This is a genomic window from Dehalogenimonas sp. NIT-SK1, from assembly GCF_055384165.1.
Window position 1 is genome coordinate 1,501,010 of record NZ_AP042352.1, and the last position, 21,817, is coordinate 1,522,826.

General features: G+C 51.5%; 19 protein-coding genes. 10 read left to right on the plus strand and 9 right to left on the minus strand.

Annotated elements, in window-relative coordinates:
- The 3 genes from polA to ACZ48S_RS07865 all read right to left on the minus strand — a co-directional run bounded on the left by polA (position 1) and on the right by ACZ48S_RS07865 (position 5,007).
- Positions 1-2,742: a DNA polymerase I gene (gene polA / locus ACZ48S_RS07855; protein WP_464212369.1), complete on the minus strand. Its 2,742-nt coding sequence runs from the start codon at positions 2,740-2,742 to the stop codon at positions 1-3.
- A 65-nt stretch (positions 2,743-2,807) separates the two neighbouring features.
- Positions 2,808-3,293 carry a hypothetical protein gene (locus ACZ48S_RS07860; protein WP_464212371.1) on the minus strand — a complete coding sequence of 162 codons (486 nt, stop codon included), beginning with the start codon at positions 3,291-3,293 and terminating at the stop codon, positions 2,808-2,810.
- 283 nt (positions 3,294-3,576) lie between these two features.
- A complete protein-coding gene (locus tag ACZ48S_RS07865; protein WP_464212373.1) occupies positions 3,577-5,007 on the minus strand; it encodes a reductive dehalogenase in 1,431 nt (476 codons plus the stop codon).
- A 340-nt stretch (positions 5,008-5,347) separates the two neighbouring features.
- On the opposite strand from ACZ48S_RS07865, the gene ACZ48S_RS07870 reads away from it, so the two are divergent.
- Both ACZ48S_RS07870 and ACZ48S_RS07875 read left to right on the plus strand, forming a co-directional pair.
- Positions 5,348-5,635 carry a DUF370 domain-containing protein gene (locus tag ACZ48S_RS07870; RefSeq protein ID WP_464212375.1) on the plus strand — a complete coding sequence of 96 codons (288 nt, stop codon included), beginning with the start codon at positions 5,348-5,350 and terminating at the stop codon, positions 5,633-5,635.
- Positions 5,625-6,236: a guanylate kinase gene (locus ACZ48S_RS07875; protein WP_464212377.1), complete on the plus strand. Its 612-nt coding sequence runs from the start codon at positions 5,625-5,627 to the stop codon at positions 6,234-6,236. The genes ACZ48S_RS07870 and ACZ48S_RS07875 overlap by 11 nt, the downstream gene beginning before the upstream one ends.
- Positions 6,237-6,257: 21 nt before the next feature.
- Here the strand turns inward: ACZ48S_RS07875 and ACZ48S_RS07880 are convergent, their stop codons facing one another.
- Together ACZ48S_RS07880 and ACZ48S_RS07885 are read right to left on the minus strand one after the other, a co-directional pair.
- A complete protein-coding gene (locus tag ACZ48S_RS07880; protein WP_464212380.1) occupies positions 6,258-7,256 on the minus strand; it encodes an anion permease in 999 nt (332 codons plus the stop codon).
- Positions 7,249-7,875 (minus strand): DUF47 domain-containing protein, encoded by a 627-nt coding sequence (locus tag ACZ48S_RS07885; protein WP_464212382.1) that lies wholly within the window; start codon positions 7,873-7,875, stop codon positions 7,249-7,251. Before ACZ48S_RS07885 ends, ACZ48S_RS07880 begins: the two co-directional genes overlap by 8 nt.
- Before the next feature lie 98 nt (positions 7,876-7,973).
- Here ACZ48S_RS07885 and ACZ48S_RS07890 point away from each other — a divergent pair, with 98 nt between their 5' ends.
- The 3 genes from ACZ48S_RS07890 (at position 7,974) to ACZ48S_RS07900 (ending at position 12,064) form a co-directional block, all read left to right on the plus strand.
- Entirely contained in the window at positions 7,974-8,924 is a 951-nt protein-coding gene (locus ACZ48S_RS07890) for a cation diffusion facilitator family transporter (RefSeq protein WP_464212384.1), read from the plus strand.
- A 317-nt stretch (positions 8,925-9,241) separates the two neighbouring features.
- Positions 9,242-10,606 carry a Trk system potassium transporter TrkA gene (gene trkA / locus ACZ48S_RS07895; protein ID WP_464212386.1) on the plus strand — a complete coding sequence of 455 codons (1,365 nt, stop codon included), beginning with the start codon at positions 9,242-9,244 and terminating at the stop codon, positions 10,604-10,606.
- A gap of 6 nt (positions 10,607-10,612) precedes the next feature.
- A complete protein-coding gene (locus ACZ48S_RS07900; protein WP_464212388.1) occupies positions 10,613-12,064 on the plus strand; it encodes a TrkH family potassium uptake protein in 1,452 nt (483 codons plus the stop codon).
- Between the two features lie 13 nt (positions 12,065-12,077).
- On the opposite strand, the gene ACZ48S_RS07905 is transcribed toward ACZ48S_RS07900, so the two are convergent.
- The 4 genes from ACZ48S_RS07905 to ACZ48S_RS07920 form a co-directional block, all read right to left on the minus strand.
- Positions 12,078-13,004 (minus strand): cation diffusion facilitator family transporter, encoded by a 927-nt coding sequence (locus ACZ48S_RS07905; protein ID WP_464212390.1) that lies wholly within the window; start codon positions 13,002-13,004, stop codon positions 12,078-12,080.
- Between the two features lie 88 nt (positions 13,005-13,092).
- Positions 13,093-14,709 (minus strand): peptide chain release factor 3, encoded by a 1,617-nt coding sequence (locus tag ACZ48S_RS07910; RefSeq protein WP_464212392.1) that lies wholly within the window; start codon positions 14,707-14,709, stop codon positions 13,093-13,095.
- Between the two features lie 151 nt (positions 14,710-14,860).
- Positions 14,861-15,484 carry a M48 family metallopeptidase gene (locus tag ACZ48S_RS07915; protein ID WP_464212394.1) on the minus strand — a complete coding sequence of 208 codons (624 nt, stop codon included), beginning with the start codon at positions 15,482-15,484 and terminating at the stop codon, positions 14,861-14,863.
- Positions 15,485-15,615: 131 nt separating this feature from the next.
- Positions 15,616-16,455: a DegV family protein gene (locus ACZ48S_RS07920; RefSeq protein ID WP_464212396.1), complete on the minus strand. Its 840-nt coding sequence runs from the start codon at positions 16,453-16,455 to the stop codon at positions 15,616-15,618.
- A 172-nt stretch (positions 16,456-16,627) separates the two neighbouring features.
- On the opposite strand from ACZ48S_RS07920, the gene ACZ48S_RS07925 reads away from it, so the two are divergent.
- The 5 genes from ACZ48S_RS07925 (at position 16,628) to ACZ48S_RS07945 (ending at position 21,731) form a co-directional block, all read left to right on the plus strand.
- Complete coding sequence (locus tag ACZ48S_RS07925) at positions 16,628-17,311, plus strand: glycerol-3-phosphate acyltransferase (protein ID WP_464212398.1); 684 nt, start codon at positions 16,628-16,630, stop codon at positions 17,309-17,311.
- A gap of 66 nt (positions 17,312-17,377) precedes the next feature.
- Entirely contained in the window at positions 17,378-18,559 is a 1,182-nt protein-coding gene (locus ACZ48S_RS07930; protein WP_464212400.1) for a phospholipid carrier-dependent glycosyltransferase, read from the plus strand.
- 113 nt (positions 18,560-18,672) lie between these two features.
- On the plus strand, positions 18,673-19,620 hold the full coding sequence (locus tag ACZ48S_RS07935) for a mechanosensitive ion channel family protein (protein ID WP_464212402.1): 948 nt from the start codon (positions 18,673-18,675) through the stop codon (positions 19,618-19,620).
- Positions 19,621-20,015: 395 nt separating this feature from the next.
- A complete protein-coding gene (locus tag ACZ48S_RS07940; protein ID WP_464212404.1) occupies positions 20,016-21,431 on the plus strand; it encodes a reductive dehalogenase in 1,416 nt (471 codons plus the stop codon).
- Between the two features lie 33 nt (positions 21,432-21,464).
- Positions 21,465-21,731 carry a dehalogenase gene (locus ACZ48S_RS07945; protein WP_464212406.1) on the plus strand — a complete coding sequence of 89 codons (267 nt, stop codon included), beginning with the start codon at positions 21,465-21,467 and terminating at the stop codon, positions 21,729-21,731.
- Positions 21,732-21,817 lie beyond the last annotated feature (86 nt).

Here is a 21,817-nt window from a genome sequence, read left to right on the forward strand (position 1 = left end):
TTATTCCATTTCACCCCAGTTCAAACCATATTTCAAGTCAACCTTGAGCGGAACATCCAGTTTAACCGCCTCAGCCATAAGCCGGGGCGCCAGCTCCGACATAAATATCAATTCAGCCTGCGGCACTTCAAATATCAGTTCATCATGCACCTGCAGCAGCAGACGGCTCTTGAGTTTTTGTTTGTCCATCTCCCGGCGGACGTTCAGCATGGCAACCTTGATAATATCCGCGGAGGTTCCCTGCACCGGCATGTTAATGGCCATTCGCTCCGCTGACTCTCTCACCTGCCGGTTTGAAGCGTTAATATCCGGTATATAACGACGGCGTCCCAGGATTGTCTCCACATAACCGCGCGACCTTGCCTGCTCCTTGGTAGCCCGGAGATAACTGGCGACTCCACTGTAACGCTCAAAGTAAGTCGAAATAAAGCTGGACGCTTCTTCCCGGGAAAGCTCCGTAGCCTGTTCCAGTCCGTAACCGCTCATGCCGTAGATAACCCCGAAATTGACCGTCTTGGCAAATCTTCTCATGTCTGAAGTGATCTCTTCCCGGGGCAGGTTGTAAAGCTTCATTGCTGTGGCGGTATGAATATCATCATCATGGCTGAAGGCAGACATAAGCTCAGGATCACTTGACAGGTGCGCCAGTGCTCTCAAGTCAATCTGCGAGTAATCAGCCGCCAGCAGCAGGAAACCCTGAGGAGCCGTAAAAGCTCTCCTTATTTCCCGCCCCAGTTCGCCGCGCACCGGGATATTCTGCAGATTGGGGTCACTTGATGACAATCGCCCGGTGGCAGTCCTGGTTTGATGGAAAGTGGTATGAAGTCGACCGTCGCGAGGACTGACCATTTTAGGCAGGGTATCCACATATGTTGACTTCAATTTCGCTATCGTCCGGTATTCGAGAACCAGGCGGACGACATCATGCTGGTCTTTCAGGTATTCCAGCACCGCGGCATCAGTACAATAACCAGTTCTGGTTTTACGCCCGACCGGAAGCTTCAATTCATCAAAAAGTACCGTACCGAGTTGTTTAGGCGAAGCTATATTAAAAGGATGGCCGACATGTTCGTAAATCTCAGCTTCAATACTCCCGAGCTGGTCGCCCAAACGACGCGACATCTCGTCCAGCATACCGGTATCAATGGCAATACCGGCACTTTCCATGTCGGATATCAGCGGTACCAGCGGCATTTCGATGTCTTCAAACAACCCGGTCAGTTTTTCACTATCCAGTTCATCCCTTAATAAACCAAATAACCTAAAGGTCATATCGGCGTCGGCACAGGCATAATCGGAAGTTTCCTTCAGCCCGCAGGCGGAGATGCTTTTCTGCTTTTTCCCTTCACCGATAAGTTCGGTAATCGGCGTCATCTCCACACCCAGGCGGCTGAACGCCAGGCCCTTCAGTGACAGTGTTTTTTCGCCCAGCAGGTGGGCTGCCAGCATGGTATCGAATCCCAATCTGTTTACCGTAAAACCGGCACCCTGCAGTATTTTAAGGTCAAACTTGACGTTATGGGCAATCTTCAGTATCTCGGTAGAGGCCATCAAACCACCCAGCATACCAACTACCTCTCGAAGCTCCAGCTGTTGGCCCGTGGCGTCAACATGTCCAACCGGCACATAATAAGCTTCTCCAGCAGCCGGTGATACTGACAGACCTACCAGTTCGGCGGTTATGGTATCCAAACCAGTAGTTTCGGTATCCAGGGCAAACTTCCCGGCCTGTCGAAGTCTGTCCGCTAATTGCTTCATTTTTTGCGGGGTATCCACCAGGGTATAACTGCATTCAGAGTTAATTTTAACCCTCGCTGTTTCTTCGGTCATCGGACTATTTTTACCGGCATCAATGCCGGCTTGTGGCAAACGGTTGACCAGGGAAGTAAATTCCATTTCGCGCAGCAACGGGACTACCTTATCCCGATTAAATCGACTTACCCTGCATTCCTCAAGCTTGAAATCTATCGGCAGACCTTTAACGATGGTGGCCAGCTTGAGACTGAGCCGCGCCTGTTTTTCTTCCCGCCTCAGGGTTTCGCGCAGCTTTTCCGGCCTGATAAGTTCAATGTTCTCGTAAATCTCGCTAATGCCTTCATATTCATTGAGCAGTTTTATGGCTGTCTTTTGGCCAATGCCCGGCACACCGGTGATATTGTCCGACGCGTCTCCCACCAAGGCTTTATAATCGGCCACCAGATGAGGCGGCACCCCAAATTTCTCTGTTACCGCCTGGGCGTCGTATAATTTGGTGTCGGAAAAAGTCCCGCCTGACTTGGGATAAAGAACTCTGACATTTTCATCAACCAGCTGCATGGCATCAGCGTCACCGGTAACGATAATGACTGATGCGCCTTCCTGCGACGCCCGATGCGCCAGCGTGCCTAACAGGTCATCAGCTTCATAACCTGATTGTTCGAAAACCGGGATATCAAAGGCCTCAATCAACTGACGGACACGCCCCATCTGGGCGATAAGCTCCGGCGGTGTTTCGGGACGGTGCGCTTTATAGCTTTCTGACAGCTCGTGGCGAAAAGTAGGTCCCTTGAGGTCAAAGGCTATGGCGTAACAGTCAGGATTAAGATCATTTATTACCTTCAGTAGAATATTGGTAAAACCAAAAACAGCACTGGTTAGTTCCCCGGTCTTGCTGATAGACAACTGGCGTCCATGCTTGAAAGCGTGATATGCCCGGTGAACCAGGGCTGAAGCATCAAAAAGGGCCAAGGTTGGTTTATTCATAAAAAGATTATATCAGAAAAACCGGCCGCCGAACTGTACGTCTTGAAGTGGTTACTGACAAACACTCAGCATTGGGCACAGATTAACTGCCGATGGTGATCGGCCGCTGCCAAACAACTGGAACAGCCTTTGCGTTTGGAAACCATGGTATTGATTGAAGGCAGATTGAGCTCCATTTGATGCTTATAAGCAACAAGCAGCTCGTTATAATAGCAGAAGAACTGGCCGGCGGAGGCGTCATATTTAACATTACCCCTTCCGACAAAGGTGTTAATCAGACGGGAATAACCCACGCTGGAATACACGGCCGCGCCTATCTTGCCCCATATTCCGGTGAAAATCAGGCGGGCATTCAAGCTTTCCATTTTCCCTTTATTAAAAATAACGTCAATAGTACCGCCTCGGGCATTTGATTCCTTGAACTGATAAACACGATGTTCGCCCCCCGTATATAGTTGCACTCCAGCGGTGCCGTCTACTTCAGGCACATCGGTTATATCGGTCAGGTGATTCGAGCCAATAGCACCAACCATATCCTGAGGGCAGTTCAATTTATCATAATTTCTCAGGATAATGCTTATAAGCCTATTGTACGGGAGAGATTTCTGAGGGTCGTAACGTCTTATGCGCAATCATTTACTCCAGTAGGATATCCTACCACCGGATTTCATTGAAATCAAGAATTCCTTATCTTTGTTTACCGCATATTTCTGAGACAACACTCTACACGTGTATGCTGCCTAACCCTTGTATTACTATTTTTTACCAGGAAAACAGAGGGTTGGCGGTTAACCGCCAACCCTCTGTCCGATGTATGTAGCTGATCTACTGGTTTTACTGTAGCTTTAACGCGTATCTGGTAGTGTCAAAGCCGTAGACCGGCGCATTGCTCAGGTCCCACCAGCTCTGTTCACGTTCACGGGTTGAGAAACCGTTTTCATCCATCCCTTCATAACCGAAGAACTTGTCCATTTCGGTAAAGAACCCATTGAATAAAGGCGTTACCGACTGGACCGGTTTGACCACATAGTCATGAATTGAAGCATGACTCTTGGCGGCAAAGGGACAGGCCGACCTGCAGGTGGAACAACCGGTGGTAACATTTCGCCACCAGGACAGGCACTTGGCCCCATTATAGTACCAGTTCTTGATACCCGGTTTATTCCACGGCCCCTGGATATCAAAAGAAGGTTCCTCTTCCATGCTGATAGCGCCGGACGGGCAGGCATCGCCGCACAGCATACAGGTTTTGCAGAATCGCATCATACCGGAATCAATCGGGCTGGTCGGCTTAAGCGGAAGGTCGGTAATAACCTTGTAAGCGCGTACAATGGGACCAAAATCAGGATTGAGCACCGTCAGGCTCATTCGCCCAATTTCCGCGATGCCGGCCAGGGACTGTGCCCCGGCACACTGTACCATGGCGTTTGACATCGGCTCTGCCACGGCTTGATATCCCAGGCGGCCAATGAAACTTTGCAACCGATTGTTCACAATAGCTCCCTGGTAATATCCCATGCTAACACTGGCAGAAGATAATTGGTCCGGTGCACGCTTCATCATTTCCTGGGATTCCAGCACCGTGAAAATCACCACATACTTGGCTTTGTCCGGAATGACCCTTTTGGTATCGGTTTCATAACCTTTTTCAACATTTTCAAACTCATAGGCTTTGCCATCTCTCTCGTGAGAATAAACCGTTTTCCGGGTATTCTGGTCCAATTCGTATACGCCTACATCTCTGGCTCCAAAGAAACGTGTGGCCGCCCGTACTAATTGCAGGTTTTCCTCTGGAGTGCCCTGCCACTTGGAAACACCGTAATTCTCCGGAGGGGGAACATTCGGCGGTGCGAAAGTCGCATTCATACCATAAGCGTAACCGAAACCCACCGAACCGCCTAAAGCGATATCCTTCAAACTAAACCCGGGGCGTTCCTCCTGGGCCCATTTTGTTCTATTTTCCGCGCTAAGCTGATTTAGTCGGTCATATTCTTCCTGCCCGATTTGCCTGATAAAAGCATTTCGGTCAAACATAGTTTCCCGGTTGTCGAAATACGGCATCACCTGCCAGTCAACCTCAGCGGTCGGTTTATCAACTTCCTTAACCCACCAAGGCCGTTTCCAGTCACCCTTGGGCGAAGATACTACCTCATCCAGGTCGGTATAACCCGGGGCTACAGCCGCCGCGGCGCCAAGCCCAGCTCCGGCCAGTCCGAGGGTTTTCATAAAATCTCTGCGGGACATCGTGCTGTGATAATTAGACATTAAATTCTCCTTCTTATTTATTTGAACCACGGTCTTTCCCGCCGTCATCCGGTCTCTGCCGGAAGTCACCTTCCATAACATCCTCCTGCCTATAATATTATCTTTTGTTATTATATGGGTACATTATCACACCCTTTATGCTTATTGTCAATAATATATGATAGTTCTATTACTTTATTAGTTTATTATTATTCTTTTATTTGTTACTTTTTATAGGTACCAGGTATTTTGCATCGTGACAGCGGAATACGCTTATGGAAAAATTAAAATCGCTGTTGCCTTTAACTCAGCTTTAAGGATAAAATGATGAAATCGCGGGTTATCCAGAAGAGGAATTGAAATGGCTATTGAACTTGTTCACATCGGATTCGGCAATATTTTGGCCATGAACCGCCTGATTGCCATCGCGCCCCCCGGCTCAGCCCCTATCAAGCGGGTAATACAGGAGAGTCGCAGTAAAGGCATGCTCATTGATATGACCAATGGGCGCAAGACCAAGGCGGTGCTTTTCACTGATTCCGGTCATGTCGTGCTGGCCGCCCTTGCGCCGGAGACTATCACCGGTCGGGTCACTGTTGGCCGTGGCACAGCAAAAACAGAGGTCGCCGAGGTCCCTATTGAGCTTTAACCCACCCGCCCCGGCTCCGGTGCTGGTAATTCTTTCCGGTCCATCCGGCGTAGGTAAAGACGCTGTTCTGGCGCGGATGAAGCAATTATCCCTGCCGCTGGAATATATCACCACCATAACCACCCGGCCTATTAGAAAAGGGGAAATCAACGGCCGGGATTACCATTTTTCCCGAAAGGAAGATTTCCGAGAACTACTGGACCAGTCAGAACTGCTGGAATGGGCTGAAGTTTACGGAAATTACTATGGAGTCCCAAAAGCTCCGGTGAGAGAATCTTTGAAGAACGGGCGGGATGTTATCATCAAGGTTGATGTCCAGGGCGCCGCCACCATAAAAAAAATAGCCCCTGAGGCCGTATTTGTTTTTTTGCTGCCGCCGTCACTGGAAGAACTGACCCAGCGGCTGTCAATGAGACTGACTGAATCACCGGAGACACTGCGAAAGCGGCTGGATACAGCTCCCAAAGAACTGGCCTGTCTGGAATTATTTGACTATTTTGTAGTTAATCATGATGACCGGATAGACAATGCTGTGGATGAAATTTCAGCCATTATTAAGGCCGAAAAAGCCAGGGTTCATCCCCGCCGCGTCAATATTTGATTTGACGGTTTGTTGTGATCTCTAGAATAATTCAAGAATTGACGCCACGATAAAAGCCAGCGCCCCGCAAGCGGGGAAGGTCACCAGCCAGGCGGTCAGTATGTTGCCGGCAACACTCCAGCGAACTGCCGAAAAACGCCGGGTTGCACCGACACCCATTATTGAAGCGCTCATCGAGTGAGTGGTACTTACCGGTATGCCTAAATTGGATGCCAGTTCAATAACGCTGGCTGCCCCGGTCTGCGCTACAAAACCCTGGGCTGGTTTCAAGTTGGTTACCCGAAAACCCAAAGTCCTCATCACTCGCCACCCGCCGATTGCGGTGCCGGCGCTGATTGCCATGGCTGAAATTATGATAACCCACCACGGAATACCGTCCCATAATCCTGTATTGCCGGTGTATATAACCAGGGCCATGGTAATCACGCCAATGGGCATCTGTCCATCGTTCTTGCCGTGGCTGTAAGCCATAAATGCGGCGGAAAGTATCTGGCCGTTGGTAAAAATATGACGCACTCGTGCCGGCAGACTATCTTTGAATAACCAGAAAACCGCCAGCATGAGGAAAAAGGCTCCGACAAAACCCAGTGCCGGCGCCGTCACCACAGCTGTGACAATTTTACCCAGAACAGACAGGTTTACCGCTTCAAAACCGCCGGCAGCTAAGCCGGCAAAAGCCAGGCCGGATACCAGGCCATGAGTCAAACTGATAGGCAGGCCAAAAAAAGTGGCTGCCCCGCCCCAGATAATGATACCCGCCAGCGCGGCGATGATTACGTTAAAAGAGATAAACTCGGGATTAAGGATGCCTTTGCCGATTGTAGCGGCTACCGCGGTTCCGGTAGCCGCCCCCAGCAAATTGGCGAAAGCCGCCATTATAATTGCCGCTTTGGGAGAAAGCACCCTGCTGCCTACTGTTGTGGCAATGGCGTTGGCGGCGTCATTCATACCGTTGACAAAGCCCAACCCTACCGCCAGGACAACAACAACAATTAGAATGCCCAAAGCTGCTTCAGGCATTCTTTAGGGCTACCCCTTCAAAGACATTGGCTACATCTTCACAACGGTCCGTCGCGCTTTCCATAGCCTCAAAAATTTCCCGCCATTTTATGATATCCACCATCTCCCGCTCTTCGAACAACTCCACCAGCGCGGCCCGGAATTCCTGGTCAGCCAGGTTTTCCAGCCGGTTTATTTCAATGCAGTGTTCAAAAAGCTTCTTCATGGTAGATGTTTTTCGCAGCTTGGGTGCCGCCGCCGCTATCTCTTTAGCCGCGGCCACAATTAGGTCAGCCAGGCTCTGCACCCGCGGACCTGGCTTCCCCACCTTGTAAAGAAGCATGTAATCGGCTGATGAATGGATAAGGTCAGTTACATCATCCATGGAATGCGCCAGCAGGGCAATATCTTCGCGGTCAAACGGGGTCACAAAACTGCGGTGCAGCATGGCGATTATCTGATGTGTAACAGAGTCACCGGCATGCTCAAGTTCCGCGATTTTTTCAACTTTTTCGTGTACATCATTCCAGTCGTCGACCAGGTCTTTAAAAGCCTCGGCGGTACGCACCATATTGTCCGCGCCAGCCTCAATCAGGTCAAAGAATTTTTCTTCCCGGGGCATCAGAGAGAACTTAACCAATATTTCCTCCAGTCCGCGTTTTGGGAGATAACTATTCCCTGTTATGATAATAGTACGGATTCAAAAAAACAACCGTGCTTTGTCATTCTGTAATTACTATGCATAGGCATAATAATATCCAATCTCCCGGCAACCGTCTCAAGCTGGGAATAATTATATCCGTTATAATATTTTCCGCGGAAATTATCGGCGGAATTATTTCCAACAGCCTGGCTTTGCTGTCCGATGCCGGCCATGTGTTCACCGATATAGTCGCCCTGTCGCTTTCAGCGTATGCCCTCCACCAGGCCGCGCGCCCGCCGGACAACCGCATGACCTTCGGCTATCATCGCCTGGGAGTCATTATTGCCGTAATCAACGCACTGGCGATATTCGGCATTGCCGGCTTCATCATCTATGAGTCGCTGCAGCGATTTCAATCCCCGCCTGAAATCAACAGCCCGGTAATGCTGTTAGTTGCTGTGCTCGGTCTTTTGGCCAATTTAGTGGTCGCTTTCTGGCTGCGACAGGCCCAGAAAGACAGCATCAATATAAAAAGCGCCTTCTGGCACGTACTCGGAGACGCGCTCGCCTCAGTCGGCGTGATTGCCGGCGCCCTGATAATCATGTTCACCGGCTTCAATGCTGTTGACATCATTATCAGCACCTTAATTGCGGTCATTATAGCTGTGGCTGCCTGGAATATATTTGCCGAGGCCGTTAAAGTCTTGCTGGAATCCGCCCCCGGACATATTGACCTGAAAGAGCTGGCCAATAGTATGACAGACATACCTGGTGTTGATGACACTCATGACCTGCATGTCTGGAGCCTAACCCCCCAGCTGCATGCTTTGTCGGCCCACATTGTCATAAGTGATCGTCTGACATCCCAATCAACCGCTATCCGGACCAAAGTAGAATCACTTCTGGCTAAAAAATACCACATTACCCATACAACGCTTCAAATTGAATGTCGCTCCTGCGCCTCAGACACCGCCTCCTGTCCTCTGGCCAAGGAACTCCGTTCTCCTTCAGCTATAGACGATAATACAGACGTAACGGGCTCTTGAATCCAAAATATTATGATTTTAACTGCCAGGGTAAGTAATAATTACACTGATGGGTCTTTATTCTTAAAGAGGATCAAAGGGGGTTGACATCCCCCGAGTTTAGGCATAAAATGCGCCTTCAGTTGAAGATGAGCGCACACAGTAATTCATTTGAAAGAGTTATGAAAACACAGTCACACGGCTCCGGGCACGCTAACGCTACCCGTCCCGCTGACCGCGTTGTCCGCGTATCCCGCCGTCAACGGGGGAAATCCTCCGGTTTCCTGAGTACCGTAGCGTCCTTGTTTCGCCTGGGGAGATCGCCGGGGGACAGTTAAGTGCGTATCATTATCGCCGGCGGCGGAGTCGTCGGTTCCAACATTGCCTCTCTTTTATCCGTTGAGAATCATGACGTAGTAGTCATTGAAGAATCCGCTTCACTGGTAGAAACCATCCGGCGGCAGTTTGATGTTCAGGTGGTTAAAGGCAATGCCGCCACGCCTCGAATATTGCGCGACGTTGAAGCCCATCTGGCTGACCTGGTACTGGCGGTTACTGATTCAGACGAAACCAATATGGTAATATGCTTCATTGCCAAGGAGATGGGAGCCGCCCGCACCGCCGCCCGCATCCGCAACCCTGACTATACCGGTTACTTCCAGCTGCCGGCCAAAAACCCTTCCGCTACTCGCCGCATCGTGCGCCCCAAGAGCCTGGGAATTGACATTTTCATTAACCCGGAGGCGGAAATGGCGGCGGAAATTCTCTCAATCCTGGCTGGGTTTTACTCCACACCGGCTGAACAATTTGGTGACGGCACCGTTCAGCTACGGGAATTCAAGGTGGAAGACCGCAACCTGTTTAACAAAAAACTTTCTGAAATCACTGAAGATATACCCTTTCATATTGTTGCCGTCGGACATTCTAACGGCGGCGTCATCGCGCGGCCGGAAGAAGAACTGCATGAAGGTGATACTATCTACATCGCCGCAGCCGGCGAGCAGCTGGAACGCCTGGGCCGCCTGTTCGGCACTCCCAAGCGTTCCACCCGCAACGTAGCTGTCATCGGCGGCGGCCGTATCGGCTTTTTAGTAGCTGAAGGTTTGATACGCCGCGGAGTCAAGGTCAAAGTCCTGGAAAGGGACCAGGACCGGGCAGAAGAAATCGCGGCTAAACTGGAACACGCTACCATACTCCAGGGCGAACCAACCGAACGTGAATTTCTGGTACAGCAGGGTATCGGCAGCGCTGATGCCGTAATTGCCGCTACCGAAAACGATGAACTTAATATCCTGGCCATTCTGCTGGCTAAGAACCTCGGCGTAGAGCGCACTTTAACCGTTATCAACAAACCGGATTATATTCCGCTGGCTGAGGCGGCCGGCATCGACGTTGCCGGTTCACCGGCTATCATCACCGCCCGCAAGATCGCCCATTATGTACTCCGGGGCGGAGCCATCGCGGCGGCGGTGCTGGAGCAATCCACTCTTGAAGCTATTGAATTCGTTGTTTCCCCTCGGGCTAAACTGGCCGGCAAAACACTGGCCGAGGTTTCTGTTCCTTCCGAAGCTATTGTCGCGGCCATTATCCGCAACGGACGTCCTGTGGTACCACCGGATGACAACCCCATTGAACCCGGAGATCACGTCGTGATTATCTCCACCCTGGCGGCCATACCCACGGTAGAAGACCTGTTTAAGTAAAACCGCATGAACATATTTACCATCATTCATTTTCTGGGCTTGCTCATTGCCCTCATGGGCGGTGTGATGACCGTGCCGACAACTTTAAGCCTGCTTCAAGGCGAAGCTGCGGCTGATTCACTCTTAACCGCTACCGCCATAACTATCGTCAGCGGCACGCTGATGTTTTTGCTAACCCGTTCCCGCCGACAGAAACTTACTCAGCGGGGTGTATTTGTTCTCGTCGTGGCTGCCTGGCTCAGCGCTACTTTTTTCGGCGCTCTGCCGTACTACTTTGCTGAGGCACTGCCCAATTTCCTGGATTCAGTTTTTGAAGCCATGAGCGGCTTTACCACCACCGGGGCTACCGTCATGACCCACATCGGTGACCAGCCCCACGGCATTCTGCTGTGGCGTTCCCTGACTCAATGGCTCGGCGGTATGGGCATCATCACGCTCTTCGTCGCCTTATTCCCGTTGCTGGGCATCGGCGCGGCCCAGATGGCGGACGCCGAGATGACCGGTGAATCTGGAGAACGTATGACCTCCCGGATGCGGGAAACCGCCAAAGTCCTGTGGTTGATCTATATTGGTTTTACCGTTCTTTGTTTCGGAGGGTTGATGCTGGCAGGCCTGCCGGTGTTCGACAGCGTAAATATATCTCTAACCACCCTGCCTACCGGCGGTTTCGCTCCGGTTGACCTCAGCATCGAAGAATATGCCAACACATCAGTACAGCTTATTGTCAATTTATTTATGTTCATAGCCGGTATTAACTTTGCTCTATTCTATTATCTTTTAATGAAACGACGGCCAAGCAAATTGTTCAAAAATCCGGAGTTTCAATTATATGTCGGCGTAATGGCAGCTGCTATCATCGCTATAACTATCAACTTGTTAGCTTTTGACCTGATGCCATTCGCTGATGCCCTTCGCCAGAGTTCTTTTCAGGTTTCTTCTATATTGACCACCACCGGTTATTCCAGTGCTAATTTTGATGAATGGCCGAACTTCAGCCGGGCGTTGCTGCTGATGCTGATGGTAGTCGGTGGTTCCGCAGGGTCCACTGCCGGCGGCCTCAAGGTAATCCGCTTGCTGGTACTCATCAAATATTCTTACCGCCGGGTTATATTGGCCTTCAATCCCAATGCGGTAATACCTCTAAAAATAGGCGACACGGTAATGCCGGAAAAAACCGTCTCCCGTATCATGAGCCTTACGGTACTATACCTGGCTATCCTGTGGGGCGGTTTCCTGGTAATGAGTGCCCTGGGGCTGGATATTGAGACAGCGCTGTCCTCGGTGGTTTCCGCTATCTCCAACATCGGCCCCGGACTCGGCGGCGTCGGTCCTTACGAAAATTTCGCCTGGATACCGGACCTGGGCAAGGGAGTGCTTATAATCCTGATGCTGGCCGGCCGACTGGAACTCTTTACCCTGCTGGTGCTGTTCGTACCTGCTTTCTGGCGCCGCTACTGATAGCCGGTCTCAGTTATTCTCCAGCGGATTCAGCGCTTTTACGCTCACCACAATTGACGTGACAGTGTGAACAGTCCTCATCGCCACACGGCTCAACATGCAGCATAATATCCAGGCGCGGCAGCTGTTTTTTCAGAACGTCTTCCAATTGATCGCATATCTGGTGGGATTCTTCCACGGAAAAATGACGCGGCATCACCAGGTGCAGTTCGGCAAACCGGTTAGCACCGGCTTTGCGGGTCCGCAGTGAATGGAAGCCGGTCAGTTTATTGCGATGTTGGTTGATGATTTCAATAATGGCCGCTTCTTCATCCGCCGGCAGCACTTTATCCACAATACCGCCAAAGGATTTTTTGAGAATATCATAAGCCGCTTTGATGATAATCAGGGCAACACCGACAGCAATGATGGGGTCCAGTATCTCCAAGCCGGTCAGCTGCACCAGCAGCAGGCCGGCCAATACACCGGCTGAAGTCATAACGTCAGTCCGCAAATGCTGCGCGTCAGCTTCCAGTGCCAGGGAGTCAGTGGCTTTGGCTACTTTAAACAGGCGGCGGCTCACCAGCGTGTTGGCAATAACAGACACCAGCATAACCGCTATGCCCCATCCCAGCATTTCCACTGCGGCGCCGTGGATAATTCGTTCCGCCGCCTCATAGATAATCCACACCGCGGCAGCAAAGATGAGCAGCGCCTCGATGGTACCGGAAACATTTTCCCACTTTCCGTGACCAAATTTGTGCTCCCGGTCAGCCGGTTTATCAGCCGCCCGGACGCCGAAGAAGGCAATGACTGCCGCCACCAGGTCCAGGGCAGAGTGAATAGCCTCGGCCAGCACACTGACGGCCCCCGTCATTAAGCCCACTATCAGCTTGAGGATAATCAGCAGGGTATTGGAGGCAACTGATAGTGCCGCGGTACGGCTCTTGGAATAAACCATGATATTTCGCTTCCCTGTCTGGCAATTTTCAGGTCTAACAATATCGGGCTTTAAGAAATATTTGTCAAATCAAAACCGGGCTGCGGGTTTAGCTTATTTCCTCCAGGGTAATTTCCGGGTTTTCTCGCTGGATATAATCCAGCTCCCAGCGGGATGTGAACAATATCACCGTATCGCCGTTCCGGTCGCAACAGCGACGTACACTTCGCGGCAGGGATAGCTTCTCCAGTGCCGCGCCGTCGGCTTTGACCCAGCGGGCTCCGTTAAAACCCAGTCGCGACAAGCGGGCCGAAACGTCATATTCGTCTTTTAATCTGGTCAGCATTACGTCAAACTGCAGTTCTCCCACCGCCGCGACAATTGGTTCCCTTTTTAGCGCGTCTTCAGCATAAAAAATCTGGACGGCGCCTTCTTCCTGCAGTTGCTCCAGCCCCTTGTTGAACTGCTTGTAACGGGCAACATCATCATTTACCAGTAGACCGAAGTATTCCGGCGGAAAAGTAGGAATCCGGGCAAACTCAATCGGTTCACCGGTTGTAACTGTATCACCAATGGTTAATAAGCCGGGACTGATCACCCCGATAACATCGCCGGGAAATGCTTCTTCCACGGTTTCCCGGTCCCGGCCGAACAACCTGAACGACCGTGCCAGCCGGATTTGCTGTTTCAGCCGCGGGTTCAGCACCTGCATGTCCTTTTTGAAATGACCAGAGCAAATTCTCATGAAAGCCATGCGGTCCCGATGCCTCGGGTCAATATTGGCCTGCAGTTTGAATATGAATCCCTGGAATACGTCACTATTGGGGTCAATAATTCCCTGTTCGGTCTGCCTTGGCGTCGGCGGCGGTGCCAGTTCCAGCACAGCTTCCAAAAAAGGCTCCACCCCAAAATTATTCAGGGCGCTGCCGAAATACACTGGAGTCATGCCGCCATTCAGAAAACTCCCGTGGTCAAACTTGCTGACCACGCCGGTTAAAAGTTCGGTATCTTCAGCCAGGCGGCTGCAGGCACGCTCTCCCAGCAACTCCGGTAAAGCCGGGTCATCAATACCGGACATGCGCACCGGAGCCCGGAATTTGCCACCCTGCGTCCGCTTGAACAGGCGTAAACGATTGTCATTGAGATCGTACACACCCTGGAAATCAGGAGCTTCACCCACCGGCCAGTTCATCGGCACCGCCGTAATACCCAATAGTCTTTCGATTTCATCCAGCAGTTCCAGCGGGTCACGGCCGGGATGGTCCATCTTGTTGATAAAAGTAAGAATGGGTATACCACGCATCCGACAGACCTTGAATAGCTTCTCCGTCTGTGGCTCAATACCTTTTGCCGAGTCCAATACCATAACCGCGCTGTCCACCGCCATCAGCGTTCGGTACGTATCTTCGGAAAAGTCCTGGTGTCCGGGTGTATCCAGCAGGTTAACCCGGTAACCCTGGTATTCCATTTCCAGGGCGGTAGCGGAAATGGAAATACCTCGCTGCTTCTCCATGCCCATCCAGTCGGAAGCTGTATGCTGCTGATTGGACCGGGCTCTGACCGAACCAGCCAGCTCCACCGCTCCGGCATAAAGCAGGAATTTTTCCGTCAGGGTAGTCTTTCCGGCATCAGGATGAGAAATAATGGCGAAAGTACGCCGTCTTGACACTTCTTTGTTTATCAGCGCGTTGTCAGTTTTTGCTGCTTCATCAATAATAGATTCCAATAGTAACCTCTGTCAGCCTTAGTTTAAGGAAAATACAAATCCCCGCCGAAATATCTATCTGGCGGGGTTTATGTGGGTAAAATCAATTTCAAACCGGAAAATTCACTTAATTATTATAACACATCACCTTTGACCGGTCATTTCTACTAATTCAAAGCTCCAGTAGATAACCATTTTTCTTCAGCCACTTCTGCCGCTGTTTGTATTCCGGAATATGAAGACTCACCATTCCCCAGAAATCCTGACCGTGCCCCCGGTGCCGCAGGTGAGCCAGCTCATGCACCACCAGGTAATCAATTACCTCCAGTGGAGCCATAATCAATTTCCAATTGAAATTTACACTGCCGCCCGCACCGCAGGAACCCCATCTCTTTCGCGGTGAGGTTATACGGATAACCGAGGGGTAGCAGCCCGTGACCCCTGAATAATGTTCCACACGTTCCGTGAATACCTGACGGGCTTTTTCTCTATACCACTTGGTAATTATTTCCCTCGCTCGCGGAAGCGCTGACGACGCAAGTCGGAGCTGCCCGTCCCAGTCAATATCTTCAGACAGTTTCTCAACTACCCTGAGTCTATAAAACTGACCCAGCAGCGGGAATTCTTCACCATCGGCAAACTCTCTAGGCTGAAGCCGTGGACGCGACAACGCCGCCGCCTGCTTGTTTTTAATCCATTCCGTGTGCCGGGCTATAAAGCGGCGCGCCTGCGCCAGCGACGTACCCAGCGGCACCCTGACTACCAGTTCAGCGTTTGGTTTGATTTCCAGTGCCATCGTCCGCCGTGCTGAACGTATGAGTATAAACGTATCGTTGTCAATCATTAATTAAGTTAATGGCAAAATTATTACCCCTGAAGCAGGGGTAATAATTCAAGTTTACTTGTTTAACAAACAGCCGTCCAGGTTTAGCCTGAAGTCCGTATCGCTACAAAAAGAGTACCCGGGCCGGCATGCGTACCCAGTACCGCTCCCAAACGGGCGCGAATAATCTTATCGTTGGGGAAAGAATCAGGCATCTGCTCAGCCAGCTTCTCCGCGTCTTCAGGAGTAGTGGTATGTCCTACCGAGATATCTTCAATATTACTGAACTCACCGGCCCACTCCACCAGCCGGGCAATTCCTTTCGCCCGGCTCCTGGCCTGTCCGGCCGGATGCATCTCGCCGTCCTTGACCGCCAGCACCGGCTTAACATTCAGCACCGAACCCACCAGCGCTTTGGCTTTACCAATACGCCCGCCGGCCGCCAGGTATTTCAGGGTGTCAAACAGCGACAAGACGTGGATCTGGGGAACCGCTTTTTCCACCGCGGTTTTTATCTCTTCCAGGGCAGCGCCATCCTTAGCCATTCGGCCGGCCAGCACCGCCAGCAAGCCCAGGCCCATGGTGACCGACATGGAGTCAACCACCTCAATGGGCACCTTGCCTTCCATCATTTTTTTAGCCTGCGTGGCGGAGTCCCAGGTGCCGCTGAGTTTCTTGGAAATATGGATGGAAATTATCCCGTCCTTGTTATCAGCCAGTTTCTCATAAACCTCAATGAAATCCTGGGGTGACGGCTGGGAAGTGCTGGGATGCACCGGGTCCACCGGAAGTCGGGCGTAAAAATCATCCTGGCTGATATCCACATGATCCCGATATACCTTTTCGCCGAAGCGGACGTATAGTGGAATGATGGATATATCCAGTTCTTTCGCCAGGGCGGGGGGCAGGTCGGCAGTGGTATCGGTTACTACTTTGACGGCCATTTGAATCCCTCCTCAATTTTCCTGCAATAGGAAAATAATGCTGATATAATATCTTGAATTATCGTTCAAAGTAAAGGTTTATTTTCCGAGCGGTAATTGTTGCCGGTCTACTTGAGTCTAATCTGATAGAATGTGCTGCCTTATTACAAAAACATCCGGGAAGAAGTAAAGCGTGATAAATGAACTGGCTGTCATCGCTGCCGCCTATTTGATCGGGGCTTTGCCTCACCTGGTCATACTGGCCCGGCTGCACCGTATCGCCCCTCACGGTGACCTGCACATGGCCCTGTGGCAGCAGAAAGGTCCGGCCTGGGGAGTCCTGGCAATCAGTATCGATATCGGCAAGGGAATAATCGCCGTATGGCTGGCGCGCTGGCTGGGTTTCGATACCGTTATTACCGTAGTATGCGGCCTGGCCGCTGTCGGCGGCCAGATGTGGCCGGTCTTTAAAAAGTTCGACGGTGAAAAAGGCAATACCACCGGCGCCGGAGCCGCGGCGGCCATCACTTTCTGGCCGACCATACTGGCTCTTACTCCGGTAATATTGGCCCTCCTGTTGAAACTCTACAAGGCCTCAAGGTTGAAGGATGCGCCGCCGGGCCTGCGCTTCAAGACCGGAGCCGGTTCCAGCTCTTTCCTGCCGGTTGGCGTAGCTGTCTGCTTTTTGATCCTGCCATTGCTGGCCTGGCTGCATAATGAACCACCGGCTGTTTGTTTTGGTTTTATTGCCCTGTTCGGACTGATAATGCTCCGGCGGCTTACCGCAGGAATATCACGGGATTTGAAAAGCGGCGCAAGCCGGCGGAGTATTTTCTGGCAGCGGCTGCTGCTGGACCGGGGTGCAATTCAACAATAATTCCTTGCTGGGCGGAGCTAACGTTGACACCCCGGCTGGCGTTATGAATATATATCAATTATTAAAATGAGCAAAATAAAAGACAAACTGCGCCGTTTCCGACGCTGGCCGCATTTCTGGCTGGCCGTTATTCTGATCGTATCGGCATTGGGACATTTCGGCCTCATGTGGTTCCCCAATGAGCTGGTACTGGATGAACAGTATTATGTCGAGGGCGCCCGCGCCTATTTGCAGGGCGGTGAACTGCAGCAGCCGGAACACCCGCCACTGGGCAAAGCCCTGATTACCGCCAGCATGTGGCTGTTCGGCGACAACCAGTTTGGCTGGCGCTTTATGCCGGTAATCTTCGGGCTGCTGGGTGTTTTATTTTTTTATCTCATCTGCCGTCGGCTCAATTTTTCAGCGCCGGTTACCGCTATCCTGACCGCCCTTTTTGCTTTTGAAAACTCTGTTTTCCTTATGGCCTCGGTTGCCATGCTGGATATATTCTCCATCACCCTGATGCTGGGCGGTTTCTGGGCGTACCTGGCCCGCAAATACCCTTTGGCCGTGGCCTTCCTGGCGCTGGCGGTGCTTTGCAAACTCACCGCTCTTTTCGGCATCGCGGCTATCGGGTTGCACTGGCTGGTATTCCGCCGTGACCGCCTGCTCACCCTGGCCGCTTCCGGCCTGGTGGCTTATATCACCATGCTGCTGCTTTTGTCCGGTATTGAGTTCATCCTAACCGGCGAGTGGTACAGTCCCATCGACCGCGCCGCGGTACTGCTGAACACTCCTACCACCATTACCTTTGAAAACTCCACTCATCCGTCAGCGGTGCGTCCCTGGCAGTGGATACTGGGTTACCAGGTCATGCCTTTCTGGTGGAGCCCGCAGTACATCAGCGCCGTCAACCCTACTCTCTGGGCGCTGACCATCCCGGCGTTCTTTTACGCAGCCTGGCTGGGAATTAAAAGAAAACATGAAACCGCCTTTTTCGCCGCTTCCTGGATACTGGCCACGCTGGGAATATGGCTCGTTGCCGGTCTTGTCTTTGACCGCATAACCTATATTTTCTACTTCGCCCCCATAGTAGGCGGCATCATCATCGCCCTGGGAGTATTTATGGAAAAAGCCATCGAATGGGGCCGCGGCCGGGACAGGCTGAAACTTGTTTACCGCCTCATAACCTTGTTCCTGGTGCTTCACCTGCTGTTTTTCCTGGCGCTGTCGCCCTTCACCGGTTTATGGCCGGTTACACCCCAGTAAATTCACTGCCGCGGTTGTCTTTTTCCCCAATTGTTGCAACGCGCTGGAGTTCCGATGATATAATGTCTGAGGCTCAGTTCGGATTAACAAAACTCTAATACAGGCGGTTTTCAATGGATATCAGCGCAATCATAGACAGCATAGCGTCATGGGTCGGTGACCACGGACCGCGCCTGCTGCTGATTATCCTGGGCTCCTATTTCATCTATAAAACCCTCAAGGTGTTCATCACCCGTTTCGTCCAGCGCTATATTGAGTACCGCGCCCGCACCCATCACGCCAAAGAAGAAAGCATCCGCCGCATCAACACCATTACCAGCATGGTTGTCGGTACGCTGGCGGTGATCATCGCCACCCTGGCCGGCTTCATGGTTCTTTCCGAATTCAACATAGATATCGGCCCGCTCATTGCCAGCGCCGGTGTAGTCGGTATTGCCATTGGTTTCGGCGCCCAGTCGCTGATCAAGGACTTCCTGAACGGCCTCTTTATCGTATTGGAAGATCAATTCAGTAACGGAGACGTCATTCTAATAGATGGCGTTTCCGGCCTGGTGGAGGACATCAACCTGCGCCGTACCGTGCTGCGGGACCTGGATGGTTCTGTCCATATCATCCCCAACGGCCAGATTGCTTCGATAACAAATTACACCCGGGAATGGGCCCGGGTCAATCTTAACGTGCCGGTGGCCTATTCAACCGATCTTGACCAGGCTTCCGAGATTATCAACCGGGTCGGCAGTGAGCTGTCGGCTGATGCTGAATTCGGCCCCATGATCATCAGCGCCCCCCAGGTGCTGCGCATTGATAACTTTGGTGACTCCGGCATCGAGATTAAGATCCTTGGCGATACCAAACCTATGAAGCAGTGGATGGTCACCGGTGAACTGCGCCGCCGCCTGAAAAAAGCCTTTGATGAAGAAGGTATTGAAATCCCATTCCCCCACACCAAGCTCTTCTTTGACGACGCCCAGCTGGAAAAATACGCTTCCCTGGCCCGCCTGGCTGACCTGAAAGCGCAAACCAGCGCTGTTCAACCGGAATCAGAACAATCACCACAATAGAGACCCAGCCTCTCCGACAACCGCGGAATCTCTGACATACCTCACCTTTCCGGATATCTGTATTTATTTTATTTGCTGACCGACCAATAAACCCCTCTCTGATTCGGTTTGAACCGTATTTTTCCATCATCTTCTTGACCCTTTATTCAAGTCGTTTTACTGGATATCTCTATTATTTTTTAAAACAATCACCAAAAATACGCATAAAGTACAATGGGTATTAGTCCTTTAGTACGATGTAATAATGTCTTATAAGGTATATGGTTAGCATTAATATTAGTAATATATTACTAATATTCTTTTAATAAGGAGGTTTATGGGTATTGACTACCGGAAGAGCCCGGTTGACACCATGAAAAGACATGGGCTGGATTAAAAACAAAGGAGAAATTAACATGTCTAGATTCCACAGTACCATCTCACGGCGTCAATTTATGAAAGCCCTGGGCCTCACCGGAGCCGCCCTGGGAACCGCCGGGGCGGTAGCGCCGGTATTCCATGACCTTGATGAAGTGGCGGCTTCGGCTGACAGCATCGGGCCGGAAATGCCCTGGTATGTAAAAAAACGGGAGCGCTTCAATCCCACCGTGCCCGTTGACTGGAATGAGGTAAAACCCTTTGACCAGGACGAACGGGACACCTGGCCATACGAAAGGCCGGAGCGAAAAGAACCCGAAGTATTTGAACAGCAGATGCTGGAAATTGACCCTGACCTCAACTGGACTGACCCCCGGCGCCAGGCCATCATGAGCGGCGCCCGCTGCAGTTTTTCAAGCAACCATGAATACGGCAGCTGGCTGGGCAACATGGACGCCACCACCCCGGAAACCGGCGGCTATCCCAAGTGGACCGGTTCTGAAGAGGAAAACCTCAGGCTCCTTACCGGCGCCGCCCGGTTCTACGGTTCCCAGGGCGTCGGCCCCATGGAGCGTGAAGAGCACTTCATGAAAATGATGTTCAAAAAGCAGGGGCGTACGCTTTACAACTTTTACAGTGATATTGATATCGCTGAAGAAAGAGACCTGGGTGATAGAATAACCGAAAGGGCTATACCGTCATCCTATAACTGGGCCTTCGTCTGGATTCTGCGCCAGCCGATGGACGCTACCATGCGCCAGGCCGGCGGCGGCGGCCGCAGTGACCGCAACCCCCTTGGCCTGGCCGAAAACTGGGCCATGAGAATCTCTTACGACCGCATCAACATTGTAGAAGACCGCATCCAGAAGTTCCTGCGCGGTCTCGGCTATCACGGAGTCGGTGGCGGCATGCGCGGCAACCTGCCCGGCAACTCCATGGCTATCATGTCCGGCTGGGCGGAACACGTCCGCATGGGTCAGCCGGTAGCCTTCCCCCGCTGGGGCGTCACTCCTCGCGGCACCTATAAGATGATAACCAATCTCCCGCTGCCTCCCGGTCAGCCCATAGATTTCGGTGCCTACGAATTCTGCAAGACCTGTGAAATCTGTTCTGATACCTGCCCCTCGGACAGCATCCAGAAAGGCGAACCCACCTGGGATGGGCATCCCGTCAACAACCCAGCCCAGCAGTACGGTTTCCTGGGCTGGCGCACCCATTTCCAGACTTGTCCTCACTGCCCCATCTGCCATCGCATGTGCCCTTTCAATGTTCTTGATAATGGTGAATATTCCTTCGTTCATGACCTGGTCAAGACTACGGTGTCTACTACCAGCGCGTTCAACAGTTTCTTCACCGCCATGGAAAAGAACTTCAAGTACTACCACCTGCCGGAAGGCGATTACTGGGATGTCTTTGACAAGCACCCGGTATGGGGCTGGAATTCTACTACCTAGACTAAATGTCAATAACTAAATAGGAGGATAACAATGTTTTTTATCGGAATGCTGGTAGCCGCAATCGTCGCTGCCTTTGTGATATGGGTCATCAAGAAAGATATCAAGTTCACTTGGTACGAGTGGCTGCTCGGTGCTTTGGCGGTTTTATTCACCATGATGAACGTTCAGCACTATACTGGTTCAATGTCTGAATATCAGTCCAATGCCGCTACTCTGGGTGCTGTAATGTTCGGCGTAATAGCGCTTATTCTTTACGCGGTGACCATCCAGTTCGTCTGGCGCCATAACCGCTCTTGAACAGTGTTTTAGTCAATACATAACGCTGGACCGACCAAGTCCTCCAAAATGGATTGGAGGACTTGGTCTTTTTTAAGGGTATTGAA

Coding starts and splice junctions, on each gene's coding strand:
- ACZ48S_RS07865 (WP_464212373.1), bottom strand. CDS start 5,007: ATGTCTAATTATCACAGCACGATGTCCCGCAGAGATTTTATGAAAACC.
- ACZ48S_RS07940 (WP_464212404.1), top strand. CDS start 20,016: ATGTCTAGATTCCACAGTACCATCTCACGGCGTCAATTTATGAAAGCC.
- ACZ48S_RS07890 (WP_464212384.1), top strand. CDS start 7,974: ATGCATAGGCATAATAATATCCAATCTCCCGGCAACCGTCTCAAGCTG.
- ACZ48S_RS07915 (WP_464212394.1), bottom strand. CDS start 15,484: ATGGCACTGGAAATCAAACCAAACGCTGAACTGGTAGTCAGGGTGCCG.
- ACZ48S_RS07930 (WP_464212400.1), top strand. CDS start 17,378: ATGAGCAAAATAAAAGACAAACTGCGCCGTTTCCGACGCTGGCCGCAT.
- ACZ48S_RS07900 (WP_464212388.1), top strand. CDS start 10,613: ATGAACATATTTACCATCATTCATTTTCTGGGCTTGCTCATTGCCCTC.
- ACZ48S_RS07945 (WP_464212406.1), top strand. CDS start 21,465: ATGTTTTTTATCGGAATGCTGGTAGCCGCAATCGTCGCTGCCTTTGTG.
- ACZ48S_RS07935 (WP_464212402.1), top strand. CDS start 18,673: ATGGATATCAGCGCAATCATAGACAGCATAGCGTCATGGGTCGGTGAC.
- ACZ48S_RS07905 (WP_464212390.1), bottom strand. CDS start 13,004: ATGGTTTATTCCAAGAGCCGTACCGCGGCACTATCAGTTGCCTCCAAT.
- ACZ48S_RS07920 (WP_464212396.1), bottom strand. CDS start 16,455: ATGGCCGTCAAAGTAGTAACCGATACCACTGCCGACCTGCCCCCCGCC.
- ACZ48S_RS07870 (WP_464212375.1), top strand. CDS start 5,348: ATGGCTATTGAACTTGTTCACATCGGATTCGGCAATATTTTGGCCATG.
- ACZ48S_RS07880 (WP_464212380.1), bottom strand. CDS start 7,256: ATGCCTGAAGCAGCTTTGGGCATTCTAATTGTTGTTGTTGTCCTGGCG.
- polA (WP_464212369.1), bottom strand. CDS start 2,742: ATGAATAAACCAACCTTGGCCCTTTTTGATGCTTCAGCCCTGGTTCAC.